This window comes from Flexivirga oryzae (genome assembly GCF_014190805.1).
GTDB lineage: Bacteria > Actinomycetota > Actinomycetes > Actinomycetales > Dermatophilaceae > Flexivirga > Flexivirga oryzae.
In genome coordinates this window covers 1,344,025-1,370,223 of sequence record NZ_JACHVQ010000001.1, presented here as the reverse complement: position 1 = coordinate 1,370,223, position 26,199 = coordinate 1,344,025, and the positions used below count along the sequence as shown (strand labels likewise).

General features: G+C 66.6%; 21 protein-coding genes and 3 rRNA genes. 3 read left to right on the top strand and 21 right to left on the bottom strand.

From position 1 onward, the window contains the following. The first annotated feature begins 1 nt into the window (after position 1). Complete coding sequence (locus FHU39_RS24920; protein ID WP_183319561.1) at positions 2-706, top strand: phosphotransferase; 705 nt, start codon at positions 2-4, stop codon at positions 704-706. Positions 707-715: 9 nt separating this feature from the next. Here the strand turns inward: FHU39_RS24920 and FHU39_RS06295 are convergent, their stop codons facing one another. Further along, positions 716-1,087, bottom strand: coding sequence for a YchJ family metal-binding protein (locus FHU39_RS06295; protein ID WP_183319560.1), 372 nt, complete (start codon positions 1,085-1,087; stop codon positions 716-718). Between the two features lie 58 nt (positions 1,088-1,145). Here FHU39_RS06295 and argG point away from each other — a divergent pair, with 58 nt between their 5' ends. Together argG and FHU39_RS06285 are read left to right on the top strand one after the other, a co-directional pair. Beyond that, the gene (gene argG, locus FHU39_RS06290) at positions 1,146-2,564 is read left to right on the top strand and encodes an argininosuccinate synthase (RefSeq protein WP_183319559.1); all 1,419 of its coding nucleotides are present in this window, start codon (positions 1,146-1,148) and stop codon (positions 2,562-2,564) included. Then, complete coding sequence (locus tag FHU39_RS06285) at positions 2,554-3,441, top strand: patatin-like phospholipase family protein (protein WP_343065752.1); 888 nt, start codon at positions 2,554-2,556, stop codon at positions 3,439-3,441. The genes argG and FHU39_RS06285 overlap by 11 nt, the downstream gene beginning before the upstream one ends. Before the next feature lie 148 nt (positions 3,442-3,589). Here the strand turns inward: FHU39_RS06285 and FHU39_RS06280 are convergent, their stop codons facing one another. The 20 genes from FHU39_RS06280 to FHU39_RS06185 form a co-directional block, all read right to left on the bottom strand. Beyond that, a complete protein-coding gene (locus FHU39_RS06280; protein WP_183319558.1) occupies positions 3,590-4,051 on the bottom strand; it encodes an NUDIX hydrolase in 462 nt (153 codons plus the stop codon). Beyond that, positions 4,038-4,634, bottom strand: a complete 597-nt coding sequence (locus tag FHU39_RS06275; RefSeq protein ID WP_183319557.1) for a phosphotransferase-like protein — start codon at positions 4,632-4,634, stop codon at positions 4,038-4,040. The genes FHU39_RS06280 and FHU39_RS06275 overlap by 14 nt, the downstream gene beginning before the upstream one ends. A gap of 152 nt (positions 4,635-4,786) precedes the next feature. Next, positions 4,787-6,022 (bottom strand): IS110 family RNA-guided transposase, encoded by a 1,236-nt coding sequence (locus FHU39_RS06270; protein WP_183319556.1) that lies wholly within the window; start codon positions 6,020-6,022, stop codon positions 4,787-4,789. A 444-nt stretch (positions 6,023-6,466) separates the two neighbouring features. Further along, positions 6,467-7,654 (bottom strand): aminotransferase class I/II-fold pyridoxal phosphate-dependent enzyme, encoded by a 1,188-nt coding sequence (locus FHU39_RS06265; protein WP_343065751.1) that lies wholly within the window; start codon positions 7,652-7,654, stop codon positions 6,467-6,469. After that, positions 7,627-8,286 (bottom strand): NUDIX domain-containing protein, encoded by a 660-nt coding sequence (locus FHU39_RS06260; protein WP_183319555.1) that lies wholly within the window; start codon positions 8,284-8,286, stop codon positions 7,627-7,629. Before FHU39_RS06260 ends, FHU39_RS06265 begins: the two co-directional genes overlap by 28 nt. A gap of 18 nt (positions 8,287-8,304) precedes the next feature. Then, positions 8,305-9,990 carry a CTP synthase gene (gene pyrG / locus FHU39_RS06255; RefSeq protein ID WP_183319554.1) on the bottom strand — a complete coding sequence of 562 codons (1,686 nt, stop codon included), beginning with the start codon at positions 9,988-9,990 and terminating at the stop codon, positions 8,305-8,307. A gap of 151 nt (positions 9,991-10,141) precedes the next feature. Further along, positions 10,142-11,854 (bottom strand): DNA repair protein RecN, encoded by a 1,713-nt coding sequence (recN, locus tag FHU39_RS06250; RefSeq protein ID WP_343065750.1) that lies wholly within the window; start codon positions 11,852-11,854, stop codon positions 10,142-10,144. Between the two features lie 10 nt (positions 11,855-11,864). Continuing rightward, the gene (locus FHU39_RS06245) at positions 11,865-12,767 is read right to left on the bottom strand and encodes an NAD kinase (RefSeq protein WP_183319553.1); all 903 of its coding nucleotides are present in this window, start codon (positions 12,765-12,767) and stop codon (positions 11,865-11,867) included. Further along, positions 12,764-13,567 (bottom strand): TlyA family rRNA (cytidine-2'-O)-methyltransferase, encoded by an 804-nt coding sequence (locus tag FHU39_RS06240; protein WP_183319552.1) that lies wholly within the window; start codon positions 13,565-13,567, stop codon positions 12,764-12,766. The genes FHU39_RS06245 and FHU39_RS06240 overlap by 4 nt, the downstream gene beginning before the upstream one ends. A 3-nt stretch (positions 13,568-13,570) precedes the next feature. Then, entirely contained in the window at positions 13,571-13,867 is a 297-nt protein-coding gene (locus FHU39_RS06235) for a hypothetical protein (RefSeq protein WP_183319551.1), read from the bottom strand. Between the two features lie 29 nt (positions 13,868-13,896). Then, entirely contained in the window at positions 13,897-14,490 is a 594-nt protein-coding gene (locus tag FHU39_RS06230) for a hypothetical protein (RefSeq protein WP_183319550.1), read from the bottom strand. 131 nt (positions 14,491-14,621) lie between these two features. After that, positions 14,622-15,734, bottom strand: a complete 1,113-nt coding sequence (locus FHU39_RS06225) for an HAD-IIA family hydrolase (protein WP_343065749.1) — start codon at positions 15,732-15,734, stop codon at positions 14,622-14,624. 82 nt (positions 15,735-15,816) lie between these two features. Then, complete coding sequence (locus FHU39_RS06220; RefSeq protein ID WP_183319549.1) at positions 15,817-16,218, bottom strand: single-stranded DNA-binding protein; 402 nt, start codon at positions 16,216-16,218, stop codon at positions 15,817-15,819. Positions 16,219-16,356: 138 nt separating this feature from the next. After that, entirely contained in the window at positions 16,357-17,667 is a 1,311-nt protein-coding gene (locus FHU39_RS24075) for a tetratricopeptide repeat protein (protein WP_246336174.1), read from the bottom strand. A gap of 189 nt (positions 17,668-17,856) precedes the next feature. Then, a 5S ribosomal RNA gene (gene rrf, locus FHU39_RS06210) occupies positions 17,857-17,974 on the bottom strand. Positions 17,975-18,156: 182 nt separating this feature from the next. Beyond that, positions 18,157-21,290: ribosomal RNA gene (locus FHU39_RS06205) — 23S ribosomal RNA — on the bottom strand. 342 nt (positions 21,291-21,632) lie between these two features. Continuing rightward, a 16S ribosomal RNA gene (locus FHU39_RS06200) occupies positions 21,633-23,155 on the bottom strand. The 16S, 23S and 5S rRNA genes sit together here, the layout of an rRNA operon. Positions 23,156-23,675: 520 nt before the next feature. Next, positions 23,676-24,938, bottom strand: coding sequence for a tyrosine--tRNA ligase (gene tyrS / locus FHU39_RS06195; protein ID WP_183319548.1), 1,263 nt, complete (start codon positions 24,936-24,938; stop codon positions 23,676-23,678). A gap of 63 nt (positions 24,939-25,001) precedes the next feature. Then, positions 25,002-25,598: a DNA-3-methyladenine glycosylase gene (locus tag FHU39_RS06190; protein WP_183319547.1), complete on the bottom strand. Its 597-nt coding sequence runs from the start codon at positions 25,596-25,598 to the stop codon at positions 25,002-25,004. Beyond that, positions 25,585-26,136 carry a nucleoside/nucleotide kinase family protein gene (locus FHU39_RS06185; protein WP_183319546.1) on the bottom strand — a complete coding sequence of 184 codons (552 nt, stop codon included), beginning with the start codon at positions 26,134-26,136 and terminating at the stop codon, positions 25,585-25,587. The genes FHU39_RS06190 and FHU39_RS06185 overlap by 14 nt, the downstream gene beginning before the upstream one ends. Positions 26,137-26,199: the final 63 nt, after the last annotated feature.

Here is a 26,199-nt window from a genome sequence, read left to right as displayed (position 1 = left end):
GGTGACCACCTGCGACCACCCCGGAGCGCTGCTCGCGACGGGCGCGACCGCGTCGGTCTACGAATTGGCCGGCGGTCGCGTGCTCCGACGTTACCGGGACGAGTCGCGATCGGCGGGTCCGGCCGCGACCGCCACGCGGATCGCGTGGGAGGCCGGCGTGCCCACACCCCGGGTGCTGGCCAGTCGCGGACCGGACCTCGTGCTGGAGCGTGTCGACGGCCCGACCATGCTGGCCGAGATGACTGCCGGGCGACTGGCGATGGACGAGGCGATGCGGATGCTCGCCGATCTGCACCGGGTGACCCATGGCGTGCGCAAGCCCGAGGGCGCCAGCGAGTTGCCCGAACGTGACGGGGACGATCGGCTGATCCACCTCGACCTCCACCCGAACAACGTCCTGATGGCCGCCGGTGGCCCCCAGCTGATCGACTGGGAGAACGCCTGCTGGGGCCCGCCGGGCCTCGACGTGGCCGTCACTGCGGTGATCCTGGCCTGTTATGCGCTGGCCTACCGGGCCGAGGACGACTCGCTGGACGCCACCGACCTGCTCGACGCGTTCCTGCAGGCCGCCGAGCCGCTCACCCATCTCGACGAAGCGGTCGCCTTCCGCCGGGACCGCGTCGACTTCATGCCGGCCGCGGAGGCTGCGCAGCTGGACAACGCCGCCGGGCTGGTGCGCTACCTCGCCGATCGTCCGGTGCAGTAGTCGCCCGGATCAGTCGTCCGCGTCGAGGTAGAACCAGCGCCCGCCGCGCTTGGCGAAACGGCTGCGCTCGTGCAGCTCTCCCCCGTCGTATGACGCGACGAACTCCACGACCCCGGTGTCGTCGTCGGTCTGACCGTCGCGAACGTCCAGGATTCGCAGGCCGGTCCACGTCATCGACGGCTCGACTGCGACTTCCGGCGGACGCGTCCTCGGGTGCCAGGTGCGCCACAGGTGCTCCCGGTTGCCGTAGAAGTAGGCGGTGTACCGCGACCGCATGAGTTCCTCGGCGGTGCCGGCCAGCCGCTCGGTCGCGAGCAGCGGGCCGCAGCAGTCGTCATACACCCGGCCGGAGCCGCAGGGGCAGGGATCGTCGGTGCTCACCGTTCACACCGTAGACCGCCCGCCCGCGATCACGAGGAGGGCCGTAGGCTGCTGTGCCGTGTCGAAAGTGTTGAACTCCATCCCCGTCGGCGAGCGCGTCGGCATCGCCTTCTCCGGTGGCCTGGACACCTCGGTGGCCGTGGCCTGGATGCGCGACAAGGGCGCGGTGCCGTGCACGTACACCGCCGATCTGGGCCAGTACGACGAGCCGGACATCGACTCCGTCCCGGGTCGCGCCGGGCAGTACGGTGCCGAGCTGTCGCGCCTGGTCGACTGCAAACGACAGCTGGTCGAGGAAGGCCTGGCGGCGATCGCCTGCGGCGCCTTCCACATCCGCAACGGCGGCCGCGTCTACTTCAATACCACACCGCTGGGTCGCGCGGTGACCGGCACGCTGCTCGTGCGTGCGATGCGCGACGACGACGTGTCGATCTGGGGTGACGGATCGACGTTCAAGGGCAACGACATCGAGCGGTTCTACCGCTACGGTCTGCTGGCCAACCCCGACCTGCGGATCTACAAGCCGTGGCTGGACGCGCAGTTCGTGGACGAGCTCGGCGGGCGCCACGAGATGTCGGAGTGGCTGGTCGCCAAGGGTCTGCCCTACCGCGACTCGACCGAGAAGGCGTACTCGACCGACGCCAACATCCTCGGCGCGACGCACGAGGCGAAGAAGCTCGAACTGCTCGACACCTCCATGGAGATCGTCGAGCCGATCATGGGCGTGCGCTTCTGGGATCCCGACGTTGCCATCGAAACTGAAGACGTCACAGTGCGATTCGAGCGCGGCCGCCCGGTCTCGATCAACGGGCAGACGTTCGACGACGTGGTCGACCTGTTCAAGCTTGCCAACGAGGTCGGCGGACGACACGGCCTCGGGATGTCGGACCAGATCGAAAACCGCATCATCGAGGCGAAGTCGCGCGGCATCTACGAGGCGCCGGGCATGGCGCTGCTGTTCGCGGCATACGAGCGGCTGGTCAACGCCATCCACAACGAGGACACCATCGCGCAGTACCACAACGAGGGCCGGCGACTGGGTCGCCTTCTCTACGAAGGACGTTGGTTCGACCCGCAGTCGCTGATGATCCGCGAGGGCCTGCTTCGCTGGGTCGCGTCGGCGGTCACCGGCGAGGTGGTGCTGCGGCTGCGGCGCGGTGAGGACTACTCGATCATCGACACCCGCGGTGAGGCGTTCAGCTACCACCCCGACAAGCTGTCGATGGAGCGCACCGAGGACGCGGCGTTCGGCCCGACGGACCGCATCGGCCAGCTGACGATGCGCAACCTGGACATCGCCGACACCCGCTCCAAGCTGGAGCTGTATGCCGGGCTCGGCGCTCTCCCGCAACGCGAGACAGACCTGGTCGGCGAGCTGAAACCCGGTGGTGCCGCCGCGATTTCGGCGAACCCGGCAGTGGACAGCGACGAGGACGACGCACTGGATCGCGCTGCGATCGACTTCGGTGTCGACTGAGCACGTCGTCGCGGACACCGCCCTCGTCTTCGAGGGCGGTGCCATGCGCGGCAGCCATTCCGCGGGTCTGGTCGTGGCCCTCATCGAGGCACGCATCCGGATGACCTGGATGGTCGGCATCTCGGCCGGCGCGACCAACGCCTCGAACTACTTCACCCGTGATGCGTGGCGGGCGCACGCGTCGTTCACGACGTTCGCGCAGGAGCCGAACTTCGGCGGCTGGCGCACCTTCGTGCGCGGCAAGGGCATCTTCAACTCGCAGTTCATCTACCAGGAGTCCGGCCTGCCCGACAACGTGCTGCCGTTCGACTGGCAGACCTACGAGGACTCTTCAGATCAATGGCGGATCGGCGCCTTCGACGCGGGCACCGGTGAGACCGTCTACTGGGGCCGGGACGAGATGAAGACGCTGCCGGATCTGCTGGCGCGCGTGCAGGCCTCGGCCTCGATGCCGGTGCTGATGCCCCCGGTCCACCTGGACGGGCACGTGTATGTCGACGGCGCGCTCGGCACTTCCGGTGGCATCGCCCTGGACGCGGCGCAGGCCGACGGGTACGACAAGTTCTTCGTGGTGCTGACCCAGCCGCGGTCCTACGTCAAGGAGCCCGAGGGCAAGGACCTGTTCTTCAAGACGTACTACCGGAAGTACCCTGCGGTTGCCGAAGCGCTGCGGACCCGGGCGGCACGCTACAACCGGACGCGCGAAGAGTTGTTCGAGCTCGAAAAGGCCGGTAGAGCCTACGTTTTCGTGCCAGAGATCGAGCCGGTCGGCAACGGTGAGCGTCGTCTCCCGGTGCTCGAGGCGAGCTATCGCGCAGGCTACGAGCAGGCGCAGCGGGAGCTGCCCGCCATCCGCGAGTTCCTCGGCATCTCCTGACGGTCCGCCGGTCCGCCGGTCCGCCGGTCCGTCACACAACGACGTCGGCAACCCCCCGTCCGCCCCGGCCCGACCACCGACAGGCTCAGAAAATACCGATCGGCTCAGCAACTCCACCGATATTCCATCGCGGTACTGAGCCGGTGGACTACTTTTTGAGCCTGTCGGTGACGGACTTCGCCAGTTCGGAGGCACCGGGCGGATAGAGCGGATGGGACTCCGCCGCGTCGTCGACAGGACGCCACCAGACCGGCATCGGGTCGCCGTCGTCCGCGAACACCTTGCCGCCGGGCGGGATGATGCCGGGATCGGGCAGCTGCCCGCCATACACGAAGACCACCTCGTGTCCGAGGCGACCGTTGATCCGGAAGATGTTCTCCAGCACGTCGAGCAGCTCCGCGTCGGCCAGGGGCGCGCCGAGCTCCTCGAAGACCTCCCGGTCCAGCGCGTCCCGCGCCGTCTCCCCCGGTTCGATGTGCCCGCCGATCAACCGGTCGTAACCGTGCGGGTTCTCGGCCGTCGGGCGGAGCCGGGCAACGGCGTGCGCCGTCGCATCCGCGCTGGGCAGGATGATCATCGACTTGACCCGGATGTGGTCACCCTCCGCCATGGCCCCTCCTTCGCAGGCGATCGACTGCCGTGCACTGCGGCCACGATTGCACCACAGCGTCGACCTCCTGCGCCGCATCCTCGCTGCTCAGCTCGGTCGTGTCGACTTCCAGATCCTGGTCGCCGTGGCCGAACACCAGGCCCACCTGTGCGAGCGCAGTGCCCGGTACGCGGTCACCACGCTCCCGCTCCCGACGTTCCAACTCGGCGCGCGAAGCCGTCACGTGCACGAGCAAGGTCGGTATGCCGTCCAGCGCCAGCAGCAGATCCGCGATCCGCCACGGCTCGCTCAAGACGTGGTCACCGACGACGTCGTTGCCCGCCTGCGCCAAGCCCGCGAGCATCCGGTGATAGCCGGCACGGCTGCGCCGGAAGCTCTCCTGCCACCGCGTCCCGTCGGTCGGTAGATCCGCCATTGCCGCGGGACGCGACCGGATCGAGTGGACCAGGTCGACCGGCAGGTAGTGCCACGGTGTCGACTGCCGCGCGAGGAACGCCCGGGCCAGCGAGGACTTGCCCGCGCTGGAGGGTCCGTTGAGCAGCACGACCCTGCCCGGCGCACTCGTCGCGAAGCTCTTCGGCATACCCGCCATTCTCACCGACAGGCTCACAAACGCACTGAGCGGACACGAAAACCGGCGCCAGCGCACGCTCGAAGACCCGCTCGTGTGGGCCTCTCGGTGCGTTTGTGAGCCTCTGTAACGAAGATAGGTGCGTGGCGTTGTGTCCTGGGTTGTCAGGCTGCGGGTGTGAGGGTGACGGTGTAGCCGAGGTCGCGGAGCATTTTCAGGGCACGTGTTTTCGTGCGGTCCGGGCGTAGCCGGGTGTAGTAGTCAGCGCCGGGTTCCTGGTAGGGCTGGCCGGTGTGGCCCATGGCCCAAACGATGGACAGCAGGGTGCGTTCGATCGCGACGATGGCTTTGAGTTTGCCGCGGCGGGCAGCGATGCGGTGATACCGGGCGCCCAGGCGCGTGTTTCTGGTGCGGGAAACCGACATGGCCGCGATGCCCAGGGCGCCTTTGAGGTGGGAGTCCCCGGGACGGGCCGTGGTCGATCCCGTGCGTCCGGCGGACTCGTTTTGCCCGGGCGCGACCCCGGCCCACGCGGCCAGGTGCCCGGCGGTGGGAAACACGCTCATGTCCGCGCCGGTCTCGGCGATGATCACGTCCGCGACGGTGGTACTGATTCCCGGGATCGCGCAGATCAAGTCCCGGAAGGAGCGAAAGGGTTCGATCTGTGCCTCGATCCGCTGGGTCAACGCGGCGATCGCTGCGTCGTCCTGGGCGATGCGTTCCAGGGACATCCGCACCAAGAACGCGTGATGCTCAGTGAACCGGCCGGTCAGGGCTCGTTGCAGGTCCGGGCGCTTGTTGCGCATGCTGCCGCGGGCCAACTCCGACAGGGCGATCGGGTCGCGTTGCCCGGCGACCATCGCGGTCAGCATGTCGTGACAGGACACCCCGCTCAGGTTGGAGGCCACCGAGGACAGTTTGATCCCGGCGTCCTCCAACTGCTTTTCCAGCCGGGCGATCTTGCGGGTCCGTTCGTGGGTGATCACCTCCCGGGAACGGGTCAGATCCCGCAACGCCCGGATCGGTGCCGGCGGCACGAAGCTGGATCGCACCAGCCGGTGTGCGCACAAGTCCGACAGCCAGGTCGCGTCATTGACGTCGCTCTTGCGGCCGGGGATGTTCTTCACGTGCCGGGCATTGGCCAAGATCAGTTCGAACCCGGCGTCCTCGAGCAGGTAGTAGAACGGTTTCCAGTAGTCACTGGTCGATTCCATCAACACCCCGGTCACCTGCTGATCGATCAAGTACTGGCGTAACCCGAGGATGTCATCAGTCATCGAACCCCAGTCCGTGACCTCATACCCGGTCTTGCGGCGGCGAGTGCCTTGTACCCGGACACAGACTTTCGCGCCCTTTTTTGCGATATCGATCCCGGCACACCGGGCGTGTACTACTTCCATCACGGCCTCCTTCAGACCGCCGCCGGCCCGGCCCCAGGACCGGGGTCGGGTGCGTGTTGCGGGGAGGGCAGGAAAGAAATGAAGTCTGTAACGCGTGCTCGTAGCAACAATCCACGGTTCCCGTGGAGCCCTCCGCCACCATGCTCGGTGCCAGGCTCACCATGGCGCTAGAGAGGAACGGCGTCTAACCGCAACACACTCCACCAGTGTCCCGCCAACAGCCCACGAACAGCCAGCCACCACCACCAGAAATCTTCCCCACCCACGGTGGGCCAAGCGAAGCGGCCCGGCAAGCTCGGTGGGGGGAGCCGGGGCGCGCGGTCAGGCCTTGTCGCCGCTGCCGCTGTCGCCGTGGCCGCTGCCGCTGTCGCCGTGGCCGCTGCCGCTGTCGCCGTGGCCGCGGCCGCTGTCGCCGCCGCTGCTGCTGCTGCCCCGCCGCCGCCGTCAGATGATCGCGACGAGGCGGTCGAGCGCCTCGTCGAGCGCGTCCGTTGCCCCGCAGAAGCTCAGCCGGACGAACCGGTTGCCGTGCACCGGGTCGAAGTCGATGCCCGGCGCGATCGCGACCCCGGTCCGGTCGAGCACCTCCGCGCACCAGCGGGTGCTGTCGTCGGTCAGGTGCGACACGTCGCAGTAGGCGTAGAACGCCCCGTCCGGTGGCGCGAAGGAATGTATGCCGAGCTCGGGCAGCCGGCGCAGCAGCAGGTCGCGGTTGACGGCATACCGTTCCACGTGCCGCTGTAGCTCGGCGGTCGCTTCCGGCGAGAACGCCGCAACCGCAGCGTGTTGCGACACCGCCGGGGCACAGATCGCCAGGTTGCTCTGCAGCACGTCCACCGGTCGGCGCAACGCCGGCGGCAGGAGGTTCCAGCCGACCCGCCAGCCGGTCATCGACCAGAACTTGCTCAACGAACCGAGCACCACTGCCTCGGTCGAGAACACACGTGCGGTCTGCGCCGACGCGCCGTACGAGATGCCGTGGTAGATCTCGTCCGAGAGCAGCAGGACGCCGTGGGTCCCGCACCACGCGGCGATGTCGGCGAGTTCCTCGGCACCGATGATGGTGCCCGTCGGGTTTGCGGGGCTGGCGACGATCACGCCGGCCAGCGGCGCCACCGCGTGCTCGCGGTCGAGCTGGTCGACCGTCAGCTGGAAGCGCGTATCGGCGTCCACGTCGATCTCTACCGGTTGAAGTCCCAACGCACGCAACGTGTTCCGGTATGCCGGGTAGCCCGGCCGAGCCATCGCAACCCGGTCAGCGGTGTCGAAGGCCGCCAGCAGGAGCGTGCTGAAGCCACCGGACGATCCGGTGCTGACCAGGACCTCCTCGACACCGACCGGCACGTCGTAGACGCGCGCGTAGTGTGCGGCGATCGCTTCCCGCAGCGCAGGGATGCCGTCGCCCTCGGTGTAACCGAGCGCGTCGGTCTCCAGCACCGAATGCACCGCGTCCAGCACCGGCCGCGGCGCGGGTGTCGACGGTTGACCGACGCACAGCAGGATCATGTCGCCGTGGCTGCGCTGTCGCGCCGCCGCCGCGCGCACGACCTCCATGACGTGGAACGGCTCGACCGCGCTGCGCCGCGACGGCTGCCTGGCGACGCTCATCGGTATGCCGGATGCGCCGGCCACGGAGCGTCCGCCGGACGCAGTGCCGCCCAGTCGCCCTGACGCGCGATCTCGGTGGCGAGCACCGCGGAGACGGCGATGCCGTTGTGCACCCGTCCGGCCATGATCGCCTCGATGGCAGCCGGCAGTGACACCCAGCCGGTCGGCATACCGAGCTCTTCGCCCTCCCGCACGAAACCTTCGGCGACGGCCGGGTGCACGTCACGGGCGAGGAAGACACGCAGGTTCTCCGACAAGGCACCCGGAGAGGTGAACAGGTCGACCAGCACGTGCCACGTGCGCGCGTCCAGGTCCGCCTCCTCACGCAGCTCACGTGCCGCGGCATCGCGCGGGTCCTCACCCGGCTTGTCGAGCAGTCCTGCCGGAACCTCCCAGTCGAAGGTGCCCACCGGGTGGCGGTACTGCTGGATGAACAGCAGTTCCTCCGCGCCCGGATCACCACGCAGCGCCACCACCGCGACGGCCCCGGTATGACGCACGAAGTCGCGCGTGACCTCGCCGCCCGCGCCGAGGTGCACTCTCTCCGACATCACGTCCCAGACCCGGCCGTGGTAGACCAGCTCGGAGGATGTCACCTCTTGCGGCTCGACCCGGTCGGTCAGCGGGGTCGACAACCGATCATGCCCGGAGCTCATGCTGCCCTTTCGCGAAAATCACTGAACCGCAACCGGATCGGCCGCCTTCGGGCGCTCGACCTCTACAAGCCTGGCCGCACGCTGCTGGTCGATCGCCGCGCCGACCAACCCGGCGAAGAGCGGATGTGCCCGGTTGGGCCGGGACAGGAACTCCGGGTGGGCCTGGGTCGAGACGTAGTAGGGGTGAGCATCCTTCGGGATCTCGACGAACTCGACCAGCTCCCGGTCGGGCGACAGACCGCTGAAGACCAGTCCGGCCTGTTCCAGCTCCCCGCGGTAGGCGTTGTTGACCTCGTAACGGTGCCGGTGACGCTCGGAGACGCTGGTGGCGCCATACGCCTCGGCGACCACGCTGTCGGCGACCAGCTGCGCCGGGTAGGCGCCCAGCCGCATGGTCCCGCCCAGGTCCCCGGCACCCTCGACGAACGCCTTCTGCTCCTCCATCGTCGCGATGACCGGCGCGGGGGTCTCCGGGTCGAACTCGGTGGAGGACGCCCCGGCGATCCCGGCGACGTTGCGGGCGTACTCGATCACCATGCACTGCAGGCCGAGGCAGATGCCGAGTGTCGGCACCTGGTGTTCGCGCGCCCAGCGCAGCGCCCCCAGCTTGCCCTCGATGCCGCGGACGCCGAAGCCACCGGGCACGAGCACCGCGTCCACTCCGCCGAGCACCTTGGCGGCCCCGGCGGGTGTGGTGCAGTCGTCGCTCTTGACCCATCGGATGACGACTTTCGCGTCGTGGTGGAAACCACCCGAGCGCAGGGCTTCGGTGACCGACAGGTAGGCGTCCGGCAGATCGATGTACTTGCCGACCAGCGCGACCTCGACCCGGTGTTCCGGCTGGTGCACCCGCTCCAGCAGCAGATCCCAGTCGTGCCAGTCGACGTCCCGGAACGGCACGCCGAGCCGGCGTACGACGTAGGCGTCGATCCCCTCGGTGTGCAGCACCTTCGGGATGTCGTAGATGCTCGGGGCGTCGACGCACGCGGCCACGGCCTCGAGATCGACGTCGCACATCCGCGCGATCTTGTCCTTGATCCCGTCCGGCAGGTCCCGATCCGCCCGGAGCACAAGGGCATCGGGCTGGATACCGACCTGCCGGAGCGCCGCCACCGAGTGCTGGGTCGGCTTGGTCTTCAACTCACCGCTCGGGGCCAGGTAGGGCACCAGCGAGACGTGCAGGAAGAAGACGTTGTCCCGGCCGACGTCCTGGCGCACCTGCCGGGCCGCCTCCAGGAACGGCAACGACTCGATGTCGCCGACGGTGCCGCCGATCTCGGTGATGATCACGTCGACGTCCGCGGCCGCCTGGGCGCGCATCTGCGCCTTGATCTCGTTGGTGATGTGCGGGATGACCTGCACGGTGTCGCCGAGGTATTCGCCGCGTCGTTCCTTGGCGATGACCTGGCTGTAGACCTTGCCGGTCGTGACGTTGGCGTCCCCTGCCAGGTTGACGTCGAGGAACCGCTCGTAGTGGCCGATGTCCAGATCGGTCTCGGCGCCGTCCTCGGTGACGAACACCTCGCCGTGCTGGAACGGGTTCATGGTGCCCGGGTCGACGTTGATGTACGGGTCGAGCTTCTGCATCGTCACCCGTAACCCGCGAGCGCGGAGTAGGTGTCCGAGGCTGGAGGCGGTGAGCCCCTTGCCGAGCGAAGAGGCAACGCCTCCGGTCACGAAGATGTGTTTCGTCTGCTCCACCACGGGCTCCCAGTCTACGTCATGAAAAGGGTTCGGCCGTCACCACCGACGGCCGCGCGCTCATATCTGTGCGAGCTCGTCGAAAACCGTTGTCCTGACTCGTGTCTCGCGCGAGACCAGGATCGATCGCGGCGTGTTGCGCCGGTCCGGACGCTCAGTCGCGGCTGCCGCTCGCACCGTCCAGCAGTTCCTGGGCGTGTTCGCGTGCGGACGCACTGTCGCTGACCCCGCCGAGCATCCGGGCGAGTTCGGCGAGCCGGTCGGCACCGTCGACGACGGTCACGTCGCTGGCGGTCACGTGGTCGTCGCTGGACTTGCGCACCACCAGGTGCCGGTCGGCGTATGCCGCCACCTGTGCCAGGTGGGTCACGACGATGACCTGGGCGCCTTTCGCCAGTCTGGCCAGTCGCGCCCCGATGTCGAGTGCGGCTGCACCGCCGACCCCGGCGTCGACCTCGTCGAACACGAAGGTCGGGACCGTGCCACTGGCGGTGACCACCTCGAGGGCGAGCATCACCCGCGACAGCTCACCGCCCGACGCCGCCTTGGCGACGCTGCGCGGCGCGGACCCGGCGTTGGCGGCCAGCAGGATCTCCACGTCATCGGCGCCGTGCGGTCCGCGGTGCTGCGGATCGGTGGCCACCTGGACGGTCAGCTTCGCCGACCCCATGGCGAGATGCGCGAGCTCGGCGGTGACGGCCTTCTCCAGTTTCCGGGCCGCCCTGGTGCGGGCCTTGGTCAGCTCGGACGCCGCCTTGTCGAGCCTGGGCTCCAGCTCCGCGAGCGCGGCATGCAGGGTCTCGATCCGGTCGTCGGTGCCGGCGAGCTCCGCCGCCTCCGCCGCGGCGCTCTTGCTCCAGACCAGGACCTCGTCGATGCTCTCGCCGTACTTGCGCAGCAGGGCGGTCAGCTCGGCGCGCCGCAGCTGTACCTGTTCCAGCCGGGCGGGGTCCACCTCGAGATCCGCCAGGTATGACGCGAGGTCTCCCGCGAGGTCCGCGGCCAGCACACCGAGTTCGCGCAACCTGTCGTCGAACCCGGCGAGCGCTGCGTCGTGGTCCACGGAGCCGGCCAGCGCCTGCCGTGCCCGGGCGACGAGCGCGATGACGTGGGGTGCGTCGTCGGCGGCCTCGCTGCCGGCCAGTGCATCGTGTGCGGTGCCGGCGCCGTCGCGCAGGGCGTCCGCGTGGGTCAGCCGGTCCGACTCCGCGGCCAGCTCGAGATCCTCCCCCGGCACGGGGGCGACGCGCTCGATGTCCTCCAGCGCCGCGGTCAACAGGTCCAGCCGCTGTGCCCGGTCCCGTGCCCGGGTGGTCAGGTCGTGCAGTTCCTCGCGGGTCGCGTGCCACTGCTGGTGCAGCGCCCGGTAGGCCGTGAGCGCCTTCGCGACAGGTTGCCCGCCGAAGTCGTCGAGCATCACCCGGTGCTGTTCGGGTCGTTGCAGCCGCCACTGGTCCGCCTGGCCGTGGACCGCGACCAGCAGCTCCCCCAGCTCGGACAGCACCCCCACCGGCGCGCTGCGGCCGCCGACGTGCGCCCGGGACCGGCCGTGGCCGGAGACGGTCCTGGCGAGGATCAGCTCGTCGTCGACGTCGGCTCCGGCCTCCTGGGCACGCGTGACGGCGGCATGGTCCGCCGGCAACTCGACGATGCCTTCGACATACGCCTTGTCGGCGCCGCCGCGCACCAGCCCCGCGTCGCTGCGCCCACCGAGCAGCAGCCCCAGGCCCTGCACGACCATCGTCTTGCCGGCCCCGGTCTCGCCGGTGACGACGTTGAGGCCGGGCGACAACTCGAGCAGGGCGTCGTCGATGACGCCCAGGCCCTGGATCCGCAGTTCGCGCAACACGCCCCGCAGCCTAGTCACCTCGCGATGTTCACCGCTGGCCGCGCCGGGCGCCACGCCAACCCGACACCGACAGGTCGAACTTGGCGACCAGCCGATCGGTGAACGGTGCATCGGTGAGGCGCGCCAACCGCACCGGCTGGTCGCTGCGCCGGACCTCGATGCGTGCACCGCACGGGAGGTCGAACGAGCGGCGACCGTCACACCACAGCACCGCCTGCGCATCCGTGGTGTCCCGGAGGTCGATGGCGATGTGCACGTCGTGGCTGAGCACGAGCGGACGGGCGAAGAGTGCGTGGGCGGAAATGGGGACGACCAGGATCGCGGCGACCCCGGGCCAGACGATGGGGCCACCGGCGGAGAACGCGTATGCCGTGGAGCCCGTCGGCGTGGACATCACGACCCCGTCGCACCCCCAGGTCGACAGCGGGCGGCCGTCGATCTCCAGCGTCACCTCGAGCATCCGCTCACGTGCCGCCTTCTCGACGGAGGCCTCGTTGAGCGCCCAGTTGGTCCACAACGACTCGCCGGCGAGCGATGCCTCGACCTCGAGCGTCTCGCGTTCCTCGACGGTCCAGCCACGGTCGACGATCTTGCGCACGGTGTGGTGTATGTCGTCCCGCTCGGCCTCGGCGAGGAAGCCGACGTGGCCGAGGTTGATGCCCAGTAGGGGGACACCGCTCTCGCGGACGATCTCGGCGCCGCGCAGCAGGGTCCCGTCGCCGCCGAGCACGACTGCCAGCTCCGCGCCATCGGGCCGGGGCTTGTCGAGTCCGGTGACACCCGCTTCGCCGAGTACCCCGAAAGCACCGAGTTCGTCGGTCTGCCCGACCACTTCGATGCCGTTCGCGGTGAGGCCGTGCACCAGCTCCGCCGCGACGTCGAGGGCCTGCGGTCGACCGGGGTGTCCGACGAGCAGGACATGTCTGGTCATACCCGTCCGATTCCCTTCTCCTGCGCCAGCAGCCGCTCGAGCACGGTCCGCACCTCCATGTCCGACATACTGCCCCTCCCCTCGTGCCGGGCCCACAGCAGGTATTCGCGATTGCCGGTTCCACCTTCGATCGGGCTCGCCGTGAGACCGTGCACGGTCAGGCCGGCCGCCGCGACCGCGCCGAGCACATCGCGCAGCACGCGCTGCCGCTCGTGCGGTGAGGTCACGACCCCGGTGCGCGCGAGGCGGTCCCTGCCCACCTCGAACTGGGGCTTGACCAAGGTGATCAGATCGCCGGCCGGAGCGGTGAGCCGAGCCATGGTGTCCAGCACGAGACGCAGCGAGATGAAGCTCAGGTCGGCCACGACCAGCTCGAACGGTCCACCGAGGAGATCCGGTCCCACGTCGCGCACGTTCGTGCCCGAGCGTTCGACGACACGCGGGTCGGTGCGCACCGCCTCCGCCAGCTGGCCGTGGCCGACGTCGAGCGCCACGACCTGCCGGGCGCCGCGCCCGAGGAGCACCTGTGTGAAGCCGCCGGTGGACGCGCCGATGTCGAGGCAGCGCCGGCCCGACGGGTCGACCGGGAAGGCTTCCAGCGCCCCGAGCAGTTTGTATGCCGCCCGACCCACCCACGCGTCGATCTCGCCGCTGACGGTGAGATCGGCGGGGTCGACCGGGGTCGAAGCCTTGGTCACGCGGTTGCCCGCGGCCATCACCTGGCCCGCATCGATGAGCTCCTTGGCGACCGCACGTGACCGGGCCAGCCCCCGCTCCACCAGCGCTGCGTCTGCGCGCACCGGTCAGCCGGACAGGTCGGAGAGCCGTTGCTGGAGCCCGCGATGCACCGCCGTGGCTGCCGCGAGGTGTTCGTCCAACGGGCCGGGGTCGGGCAGCCCGCCGCCGAGGGCCGGCTCGTCCTGGCCGGCGGCGCTCTCCCGCTCGATCGGCGCGTCGGGAGCGGCGGCCGATCCACCGTGATGCGCCCGGGGATCGGGCAGCTGCGCGATCACCTCGTCGACCCGGGCATCTCCCGTCGGCGGGAATCGCGCAGCGGTCGTCGCGATCGTCGGCTCCTGGGCCTGCTCCTCGTCGGTCACCGGCCCATTATGACTGCGGTCGGCCACCGTCACTTGCCACCACCACGCTGCACGGACCTCTTGGCCGTCGTGCTCTTCCGGGTCGCCGCCGCCTTGGCCGCGGTCTTCTTCGCCCCGGACTTCGTGGCTGCGGACTTCGTGGCCGCGGGTTTGCGCGCGACGTTCTTCTGCGCCGCGGGCGCGGCGCCGGATGCTGCGCCCGCGGACACCTTCTCTGCTGCTGAGCTGCGAACGGCCGAGCGGGCCGGGCGTCGCCGCGACGTCGTCGCGGGAGTGGCGGAGGTGGGCGAGGCAGCGACCGGGGACCGGTCGGCGCGCAGTGACGCCACCTCGGCCTCCAGCGCTTCGATGCGGCGCTGCGCGGACTCCAGGTCGCTGCCTCGCACCAGCCCCAGACGCGTCAGCTGCCGCTCGAACTCGGTGCGCACCAGGTCGTGGACCAACTGCTGGTTCCCCGTCGCCGCCTGGAGGAGTTCCTCCGCCAGCTGAGTCACGCGCGTCGACGTGTCTCCGACACCGGGAAGCTCCAGCAGGGTCGCCGCGGCCTCCATCGCGCGAGCCCGCGTGAGTTCTCCGGCACCACTCAAGAGTTGCAGTGCCGTTCGAACGCTGTTGATCGCCATGTCCGCATCTCCCTGTATGTCGTCCGGTCAACCACGGTGTCGAAGCCCGCGGTATCGCCCGAGGGGCCACTCGACGCTTCTGCCAGGCTAGACGGGCCGGCGGGCCCGACACTGTCTTCGCCGCGAGCGGGTCAGCCGCGGACCGGCAACGCGGCGACGGCCTGGTCCGGGGTCAGCGCACCGGCGTCGAGTGACTCCCACAGCAGCGCCAACGCCAGCCGGAGCCGGACGATCCAGCTCGGCACACCGTTCTCTGCGGTGAACTCGATCCGGAACGTCTCCCCACCGCCGGACGCGGCGGCAGACGCATCGGCGAGGGTCCACCGGCCGTCGAGGACCCGTTGTGGCTCCTGATATGCCTCGCCGAGCGCACGCAGGTCCTCGGCCACGAACCGTGGCCGCAGGTCCGGTCGTGCGCGGACGAGGTCGGCGGGTCCGTGCACCCCGGTGAGAACGTGCAGAGCACTCAGGCCGGCGGCGTGCGCACCGGCGACGTCCGTCTCGAGTCGGTCACCCACCCCCAGGGTGTGCTCGACGTCGGTGCCCAACGCCTGCGCCGCGAGCTCGTAGAGCAGTGCGCCCGGTTTGCCGACCACCACCGGGTCCACCTCGACTGCGAGCCGCACCGCAGCGACGAGCGAACCGTTCCCCGGAGCCACCCCCCGATCGGTCGGCAGCGTGAGGTCGTCGTTGGTCGCCACCCAGCGGGCGCCGCCCTGGATCGCGTAAGCCGCCTCACCCAGTTGCGCCGCGGTCACCCCCGACCCGTAACCCTGCAGCACCGCATCGACGTGTACCTCCGGTGCCGCGTCGGGGCTCACCGGGCGAAATCCTGCGTCCTGCAAGGCTTCCGCGACGCCCGGTCCGCCGATGGCGAGCACCTGCGCGCCGGGCCGCAGATCCTCGGCAAGATGCCGCGCCCCGGCGATCGAACTGGTGAGGACGTCGTCGACGCCGACGGTGAGACCGAGGTGGCGAAGCGACTCGGCCACCACTGCGGGGGGACGTGACGCATTGTTGGTCGCGTAGACGATCCGTCCCCCCGACCGCGAGACAGCCGTCAGCGAGTCGACGGCGTGCGGCACTGCCTGCGCTCCGCGGTAGACGACGCCGTCGAGGTCGCACACCAGGCCGGGGAAGCGTTCGGCGAGCGTCGGCGGTGCGTCCCGCCGGGCGCCGTCGCCGCTCACCTCCAACGGTGCGCTCTTCCCACCCGGCGAACGGCCTGCTGCATTGTCGGACACGAGAGCCATCTTGCCGAGTCGCGTGTCACCTCGTCGCATCGGCCTCCTGACGGCGTGGCCCGATCGCCCGCCACCACTTGCGCTACTTCACAGCGCGCGCTTGGTCCGCCTCGACCTCGTAGCGGCTGGCAACACCGTGCGCGCCGCGCCAGAAGCGCCGGCGCAGCGCTCCGGTGACCTCGACCGTCTCGGTGCCCGTCCACGACATGGCGCGACGCCGCAGGTCTGCCTTCCAGCACGCGACGTCGATCGTGTCGACGGTGACCGGGCGAGTCCCGTCGGTGGTCGTCCGGCGAATCGAGCCGGCCGGCCGATCGACGACCAGCCGGAGTTGCACGACCTCTGCGCCGCTCGGCAGGTACTTCACCGCCGGTGGCGCGCTGAGCCGCCCCACCAGATGCACCTCGTTGCGCGCGAGGGTTCTCGGATCCGTGCTCCGACCTGCTCGGGCGCCATGGCCTCGGGTCTTCGTTTTCGTCGACATGCGGTCTCCTGGGTTGCGAACGTGTGTTCGCAACCCAGGATCGATGATCCGGGTCGCACCCGGTCATGTTTCCGCATGGCCTGTGGACGGGGGTCCGCTCGGCAGACAGGTGTGGACAAGTGGGCGTGCCGGTCGACGTCAGTCGTCGTCGGAGGCTGCCGCAGTTCCGGCTTCGTCGTCCTCGTCCGGAACCTCGTCGAGCAGGTCCGTCAACACCACGCCATCCAGTTCGTCGATCCGGTCAGCAGCGTCCGTCTGACCTTCGGCATCCGCGGCAGCGGCCTTGACGAACCATTCCCGCGCCTCGTCCTCGGAGCCGGAAGCAAGCAGGGCTTCAGCGTAGGCATAGAACAACCGTGCTGCCCACGGCTGCCCTGACGCCCGCTCCAGGGCAGGGATGCGCAGCACCATCTGGGCGGCCTCGGGCTGACCGAGGTCCCGGCGCACCCCTGACACGACGATCGCCAGCTCGATGTTGTCGGCTTCGCCCAGCGTGCGCGCCTCCGGTGAAGCGGCCAGGTCGAGCGCTCGTTCGTATCGACCGAGACCGCGTTCGCAATCGACGAGATACGGCAGCAGATGGTTGGAACCCGACAACCGCTTGGCGGTCCGGAATTCGCGGATCGCGTCGCTGAACTCGCCCCGCCGGTAGTGGACCAGCCCCAACGCCTCGCGCACCGCCGCGACGCGGCCGGCGCGACGCGCGGCGTGCTCGGCGTGTGCAAGTGCCAGATCCGGGTCGTCCTCCAGCAGGGTCGCCGCCGCGACCAGGTGCTTCGCGACGCCTTCCGCATTCTCCTTCGTCAGCGTTCGCAGTTCACGCCATACGGAACGGTCCAGTTCCTTGCCGGTGATGTCCTCCGGCAGCGCGGGCTCGACCCTGGTGTCGTGCGCCGACCGTTGCGATGGAGACGAGCGGTCCCATGACCTGGGGCCCCGGATACCCCTGTCCTGCTCGTCCCGGCCGCGGTCGCGGTCGTCCCTGCGGTCGCGGTCGTCCCTGCGGTCGCGCGGAGCCGATCCGCCGCCCTGCCGCGCACCGGTACGGTCGCCGTCGCGGAATGGGCGCCCGGTGCGTCGTTCGTCGTCCCTGCGCCTAGGGTCACCGCCGCGCGCGCGACCGCCGCGTGACCCCGCCTTCGCCGATCCCTGACCGCCCGAGCGGGCTGGGCGGCCCGAGCGATACCCGGACCCGCCGCCGGATGCACCGCGCTCGCCGCCGTGACCATCGCGACGACTCGATGGGCGACCCGTCGACTCGCGCCCCGGTCCCGACCTGCCGGCATCCCGCGCCGACGAGGAGTCACCGGCCCCGCCGGCGTCACCCGCGCTCTCGGACTCGCCCCCGGATCCGGCGTCGGAACGCCGCTCGCCGGATGCCCGTGACCAGCGGCCGGCAGGGGGTGGCTGCACCGACTCCGGTGGGGTCGCCTCGTCGTCGTTCGTCACGTCACCGCACCAACTCTCGTAGAACCGTCGCTCGGAAGTAGCCATCCGTCCCGGTCGGGCCAGGACCGGGCTCACGACAGTACGCCCACTCACCGCGTCGCCGACCGAGAGCAACGGCCAAAGAATATGACAAAGGGCCGGTCACGAGCACTCTCAAAGTGTTCATGACCGACCCTTTGCGGAATGTATGTTCGGCGGTGTCCTACTCTCCCACACCCTACCGAGTGCAGTACCATCGGCGCTGAAGGGCTTAGCTTCCGGGTTCGGGATGTGACCGGGCGTTTCCCACTTCGCTATGACCGCCGTAACCCTTGGAAACACAACCACACGGGTTACACGTCAACCAGTATTCAACTATTCCTGTTTCCGTGTACCAACCCTGCCGTCCCCGCTTGTACCGGGGGGTGTGTGGGTGTTGTTTCAGAATCGTATAGTGGACGCAAAGCATACTTGTTACATGGCCCCAAAAGAATGTTTTCTGGGGAAGTGTTTGGTAAGTTATCGGCTTATTAGTACCGGTCAGCTCCACACATTACTGTGCTTCCACATCCGGCCTATCAACCCAGTAGTCTCGCTGGGAGCCTCACCACCCACAAAGGAGTGTTGGAAACCTCATCTTGAAGCGTGCTTCCCGCTTAGATGCTTTCAGCGGTTATCACTTCCGAACGTAGCTAATCAGCGGTGCTCTTGGCAGAACAACTGACACACCAGTGGTTCGTCCATCCCGGTCCTCTCGTACTAGGGACAGGTCTTCTCAAGTTTCCTACGCGCGCAGCGGATAGGGACCGAACTGTCTCACGACGTTCTAAACCCAGCTCGCGTACCGCTTTAATGGGCGAACAGCCCAACCCTTGGGACCTACTCCAGCCCCAGGATGCGACGAGCCGACATCGAGGTGCCAAACCATGCCGTCGATATGAGCTCTTGGGCAAGATCAGCCTGTTATCCCCGGGGTACCTTTTATCCGTTGAGCGACGGCGCTTCCACAAGCCACCGTCGGGTCACTAGTCCCGACTTTCGTCTCTGCTCGACATGTCTGTCTCACAGTCAAGCTCCCTTGTGCACTTACACTCGAAACCTGATTACCAACCAGGCTGAGGGAACCTTTGGGCGCCTCCGTTACCCTTTGGGAGGCAACCGCCCCAGTTAAACTACCCACCAGGCACTGTCCCTGAACCAGATCATGGTCCGAAGTTAGGAGCCCAGAACGACCAGAGTGGTATTTCAACAATGACTCCACACACGCTGGCGCGTGCGCTTCACAGTCTCCCACCTATCCTACACAAGCCGCACCGAACACCAATACCAAGCTGTAGTAAAGGTCCCGGGGTCTTTCCGTCCTGCTGCGCGTAACGAGCATCTTTACTCGTAATGCAATTTCGCCGAGTTCGTGGTTGAGACAGTGGAGAAGTCGTTACGCCATTCGTGCAGGTCGGAACTTACCCGACAAGGAATTTCGCTACCTTAGGATGGTTATAGTTACCACCGCCGTTTACTGGCGCTTAAGTTCTCAGCTTCACACCGAAGTGTTAACCGGTCCCCTTAACGTTCCAGCACCGGGCAGGCGTCAGTCCGTATACATCGAATTACTTCTTCGCACGGACCTGTGTTTTTAGTAAACAGTCGCTTCTCCCTGGTCTCTGCGACCCCCACCCCTAGAGAGCAAGTCTCTTCAGAGCGGAAGGTCCCCCTTCTCCCGAAGTTACGGGGGCATTTTGCCGAATTCCTTAACCACGATTCACTCGATCGCCTTAGTATTCTCTACCTAACCACCTGAGTCGGTTTAGGGTACGGGCGGCTCGAACCTCGCTAGAAGTTTTTCTCGGCAGCATAGGATCACCCTACTTCCCACATTACGTGGTCACCATCACGCCTCAGCCCATATGACCAGCGGATTTACCTACCAGTCGGCTCGCACGCTTGGACGGGGACAACCATCGCCCCGCGGAGGCTACCTTCCTGCGTCACTCCATCGCTTACCTACTACAAGATCGGGTCCCACGCTCCCCACACACGACCCCACCCCGAAGGGCGAAGCACACGGTGGTTCGGGTGGTTAGCATCCCCTGATTCGATATGGGCGGTCCTTCGCCGGTTCCGGAATATCAACCGGATGTCCATCGACTACGCCTGTCGGCCTCGCCTTAGGTCCCGACTTACCCAGGGCAGATTAGCTTGACCCTGGAACCCTTGGTTATTCGGCGGACGGGTTTCTCACCCGTCATTCGCTACTCATGCCTGCATTCTCACTCGTGTCACCTCCACCCCTGGTTCACACCGGGACTTCACTGGTGACACGACGCTCCCCTACCCAACCACACCCCTGAAAACCATCCCGAAGAACAGTCCTAGAGTCTTGTGTGATTGCCACAGCTTCGGTGGTGTGCTTGAGCCCCGCTACATTGTCGGCGCGGAATCACTTGACCAGTGAGCTATTACGCACTCTTTAAAGGGTGGCTGCTTCTAAGCCAACCTCCTGGTTGTCACAGCAACTCCACATCCTTTTCCACTTAGCACACGCTTAGGGACCTTAGCTGGTGATCTGGGCTGTTTCCCTCTCGACTACGAACCTTATCGCCCGCAGTCTCACTGCCACGCTTACACTTACCGGCATTCGGAGTTTGGCTGACGTCAGTAACCTGGTGAGGCCCATCAGCCATCCAGTAGCTCTACCTCCGGCAAGAAACACGCAACGCTGCACCTAAATGCATTTCGGGGAGAACCAGCTATCACGGAGTTTGATTGGCCTTTCACCCCTACCCACAGCTCATCCCCTCCATTTTCAACTGAAGTGGGTTCGGTCCTCCACGACGTCTTACCGTCGCTTCAACCTGGCCATGGGTAGATCACTCCGCTTCGGGTCTAGACCCAGCGACTCAAAACGCCCTCTTCGGACTCGCTTTCGCTACGGCTACCCCACACGGGTTAACCTCGCCACTGAGCACTAACTCGCAGGCTCATTCTTCAAAAGGCACGCCATCACCCCACCAACGGAGGCTCTGACGGATTGTAAGCGCATGGTTTCAGGTACTATTTCACTCCCCTCCCGGGGTACTTTTCACCTTTCCCTCACGGTACTAGTCCGCTATCGGTCACCAGGGAATATTTAGGCTTACCAGGTGGTCCTGGCAGATTCACACGAGATTCCACGAGCCCCGTGCTACTTGGGAAATCACATCAACGCCGCGCCACGCATTTCGCCTACGGGACTCACACCCTCTACGGTCCAGCACTCACCACTGATTCGACTACACGCACGCAAACACGCCACCGCACTGTCAGACACGGTACGACACAACCCCAACAACCCCACGACTGCAACCCCTGACAGGTATCACACAACCATGGTTTAGCCTCCTCCGCTTTCGCTCGCCACTACTCACGGAATCACTATTGTTTTCTCTTCCTGTGGGTACTGAGATGTTTCACTTCCCCACGTTCCCTCCACGCACCCTATAAATTCAGGCACGGGTCACACCACATAACTGGTGCGGGGTTCCCCCATTCGGAAACCCTCGGATCACAGCCCGTTTATCGGCTCCCCGAGGCTTATCGCAGATTACTACGTCCTTCATCGGTTCCTGATGCCAAGGCATCCACCATGCGCCCTTAAAAACTTACACAAAAACCAGAAAAATCTTTAAAGCCACAAAGATGCTCGCGTCCACTATACAATTCTCAAACAACACACCAACACCACACAAACCATCCGCAACCACGAACAATCCATGCAGGCAGCACCAAGAAAACAACACAACGGTCGTTCCCTCAGGACCCAACAACGTGCCGACACCCCCACACCACGCACCCACGACACTTTCCCCAACACCACCCACCCCACCAGGGGGGCACGCACTGCTCGTACTCGTCCCGCCGGCACACACTGTGCAGGCACCATGATTGATGATCCACCCATGAGCCACCCCACTGTGCATTCGACAGTGAAAGGTGTTGATGCTCCTTAGAAAGGAGGTGATCCAGCCGCACCTTCCGGTACGGCTACCTTGTTACGACTTAGTCCCAATCGCCAATCCCACCTTCGACGGCTCCCCCCACAAGGGTTGGGCCACCGGCTTCGGGTGTTACCGACTTTCGTGACTTGACGGGCGGTGTGTACAAGGCCCGGGAACGTATTCACCGCAGCGTTGCTGATCTGCGATTACTAGCGACTCCAACTTCATGGGGTCGAGTTGCAGACCCCAATCCGAACTGAGACCAGTTTTAAGGGATTCGCTCCACCTCACGGCATCGCAACCCTCTGTACCAGCCATTGTAGCATGCGTGAAGCCCAAGACATAAGGGGCATGATGATTTGACGTCATCCCCACCTTCCTCCGAGTTGACCCCGGCAGTCTCCCATGAGTCCCCACCCGAAGTGCTGGCAACATGGAACGAGGGTTGCGCTCGTTGCGGGACTTAACCCAACATCTCACGACACGAGCTGACGACAACCATGCACCACCTGTACACCAGCCCAAAGGCTGCACCATCTCTGGCACATTCCGGTGTATGTCAAGCCTTGGTAAGGTTCTTCGCGTTGCATCGAATTAATCCGCATGCTCCGCCGCTTGTGCGGGCCCCCGTCAATTCCTTTGAGTTTTAGCCTTGCGGCCGTACTCCCCAGGCGGGGCGCTTAATGCGTTAGCTACGGCACGGAACTCGTGGAATGAGTCCCACACCTAGCGCCCAACGTTTACGGCATGGACTACCAGGGTATCTAATCCTGTTCGCTCCCCATGCTTTCGCTTCTCAGCGTCAGTAGTGGCCCAGAGACCTGCCTTCGCCATCGGTGTTCCTCCTGATATCTGCGCATTTCACCGCTACACCAGGAATTCCAGTCTCCCCTACCACACTCTAGCCTGCCCGTACCCACCGCAGACCCAGGGTTAAGCCCTGGGCTTTCACGGCAGACGCGACAAACCGCCTACAAGCTCTTTACGCCCAATAATTCCGGACAACGCTCGCACCCTACGTATTACCGCGGCTGCTGGCACGTAGTCAGCCGGTGCTTCTTCTGTAGGTACCGTCACAAAAAGCTTCGTCCCTACTGAAAGGAGTTTACAACCCGAAGGCCGTCATCCCCCACGCGGCGTCGCTGCATCAGGCTTCCGCCCATTGTGCAATATTCCCCACTGCTGCCTCCCGTAGGAGTCTGGGCCGTGTCTCAGTCCCAGTGTGGCCGGTCACCCTCTCAGGCCGGCTACCCGTCAAAGCCATGGTAGGCCACTACCCCACCATCAAGCTGATAGGCCGCGAGTCCATCCCCCACCACAAAAACTTTCCACACCCCACCATGCGACAGAATGTGAATATTCGGTATTAGACCCCGTTTCCAAGGCTTATCCCAAAGAGGAGGGCAGGTTACTCACGTGTTACTCACCCGTTCGCCACTAATCCACCAGTGCAAGCACCAGCTTCATCGTTCGACTTGCATGTGTTAAGCACGCCGCCAGCGTTCGTCCTGAGCCAGGATCAAACTCTCCAAAAAAAATTCAAAAAATTCGATACATGGCTAAAAAATCGATCAAGAGCAAAAATGCTACAAAAACGATCAAAACCAACAAACAATTGGCATCAATCACTCGACACGCTGTTGAGTTCTCAAAAAACGACCGCACCCGTTTGCTTCGCGTTTCCGCTCCGCTCTTGGGGCTTTTAAAACTTAACACTCTCTTCGGTGTCTTTCCAAATCGCTGTTTTCGGCGAACCGAAAGTGATTGGAAGGATCGGGAAGGAGTGGATTCCGCTGCATCGGAACCGGCCGCCTGGCTCTCGCCTCTGGCGTCCGTGCCTCCCGGGCAACGAGGATCTAGCTTACCCGATGGCCGCCGTGGCGGACAACTCGAAACCGGACCCTGCTCCTGTGACGTCACGCACATCGGGCTGTCGCCGTCGTGCGCTCGCTTCCCAGGCGCGAGGAGAAACACTACCGATCGCCCACGAGCGACGCAAATCGGCTCTGTCCGGCCGCAATTGGCCGAACAGAGCCGATCCGACGCGGGAGCTGGTCAGGCCGCGAGGCGTGCCGCCGCGAGGTGCTTGCGGCCCCGCTTCAGCAGCGCGACCGCGCCGTGCAGGAAGGCGTCCGAGGCCAGCACGGCTTCGGCATCGGTGACCTTGACGTTGTTCACCGACACACCGCCTTCGCCGATGAGCCGTCGCGCTGCGTTGCGGGAGTCCGCGATACCGACGGCGATCAAGGCGTCGACCACGCTGATGCCGGCCGCCACCTCGGCGCCGGGTAGTTCGGCGGTGGCGTCACGAAGGGTCCTGTCATCGAGAGCTTCGACATCACCCTTGCCGAACAGTGCCTCTGAGGCGGCTTGCACCGCAGTCGTGGCGTCGGCGCCGTGCACGAGCGTCGTCATCTCGGCGGCAAGTGCCTTCTGCGCCGCTCGACGGTACGGTTCGTCGGCCACCTGGCGGGCGAAATCGTCGATCGTCGCCTGATCCTGGTCGGTGAAGACCCGCATCTTGTCGATCACGTCGGCGTCGTCCAGGTTGATCCAGAACTGGTAGAAGGCGTACGGCGACATACGGTCCGGGTTGAGCCACAGCGCGTTGCCCTCCGACTTGCCGTACTTGCGCCCACTCGCATCGGTGATCAGCGGCGTCGTCATGGCGTGCACCGCGCGTCCCTCCGCGGAGTGGATCAGGTCCACGCCGGCGAGCAGGTTGCCCCACTGGTCGCTCCCACCCAGTTGCAGCGTGCACCCCTCGGTGCGGTAGAGGTGCAGGAAGTCCAGGCCCTGCAGGATCTGGTAGCTGAACTCGGTGTAGCTGATCCCCTGGTCACTGTTCAGGCGGCGCGCAACGGCTTCCTTCTTGATCATAGCGTTGACCCGGAAGTGCTTGCCGTAGTCGCGCAGGAAGTCCAGCGCGGAGATGGGCGCTGTCCAGTCCAGGTTGTTGACCATGGTGGCCGGGTTGTCACCGTCGAACTCCAGCAGCGACGCCGCCTGCTGCCGGATGAGGTCGACGGCCGCGGCCACTTCCTCCTTGCTGCGCAGCACCCGCTCCGAGTCCGGCTTCGGATCACCGATCAGGCCGGTGGAGCCTCCGACCAGGCACAGCACGCGGTGACCCGCTCGCTGCATCTTCCGCGCGACGATGAGCTGCACGAGGTTGCCGATGTGCAGCGAGTCCGCGGAAGGGTCGAAACCCACATACATCGTGAGCGGCCCGTCGGCGAGTGCCTGGCGCAGCGCGGCCTCGTCGGTGGTCTGTGCCACCAGGCCCCGCCACTGCAGCTCGTCGAAGATGTCGTTCACGATGTGTTCCGTCCTTCCGGTTCCGTATGGCGGCGATCGTCCGCCGGGGTCAAGAGTGCCGCATCACGTCCGAGGGCGACGACGCGGTTTCGCCGGTCGGTATGCCGAGACGGTGGGGTCGCCGTCGACCCAGAACCGCCAGGGGTAGGTGTCGCCGTCGCCTCCCGCCCCGCTGACGCCGACCCGCGGACCGGTCCGTATGACGTCCGAGGGCAGCGCGGCCTGCCACTCGACCCGGACCGCAGAGCCAGTCGCGTGCAGGTCGACCCCCTTGTCCGACAGCTCGATCCCGAGCGCCTGCGTCAGGCAGGCGGGTCCGCGTGCCAGGGACCGATCGACGGTCGTGTGCCGTCGCTCGCGCGCCAAGCCGATGCCGTCGATCACCTCGCCGGCGCGCAGCAGCACGGCCGCCGCCTCACCGTCGGGGCCGCAGACGTAGTTGCAGCAGGTGTGCATGCCGTAGCTGAAATAGCAGTAGAGGTGCCCGGCCGGGCCGAACATCACCTCGTTGCGGGCGGTGCGGCCGCGGAAGGCGTGCGAGCCGGGGTCGCGCTCCCCGGCATACGCCTCGACCTCGGTGAGGCGGACCGTCACCGCACGGCCGATCAGGTGGGCACCCAGCAGCCGGCGCGCGGTCTCGAAGGGGTCAGTCGCGTCCATCGAGCCACTCCACGATCCGATCCGCCGTGTCGGTCGCGCTGGTCCGGGTCGTGTCGAGCCGCAGCGCGTCCGCGGGCGGCGGCGCGGCACCGAGCGAGACGATGTCGTCCAGCTTCGACGGGTCGCGCAGCTTGTTGCGGACCGCGCGGTCCGGCAGGGTCAACCGCCGGCCCATCTCGGCCGGTGCGCAGCTCAACCAGACCGAGTGGAACGTCGCACCGCGCTCCGCGGCGAGCTTGCGGACCACCTCGAAGGCAGCGGCGTCCTCGGGCGTGTCCACCAGCCAGCTGGTGAAGATGTGCGACGTCTCCGGCGGGGCCGCAAGGACCGCCTCGTGGACGATCCGTCGGACCCGCCCGGCCATCGGCAGGGCCTGCGGGTGCAGGCTGCCCATCCCGTTGACACCGAGCGCGGTGAACACCGGGTCGTTGATCAGATGGTTGTCCACCAGTGCTGCGCCGGTGCGCTCCGCCACCAGCGCTCCGATGGTCCGCTTACCGGACGCGGGAGGGCCGACCAACTGCAGGATGAACGCCATGGCCGCAGTCTGGCAGACGCTCCGTGCCGCCGCACCGCGATATCCGGCGTGACCGGATCGGTC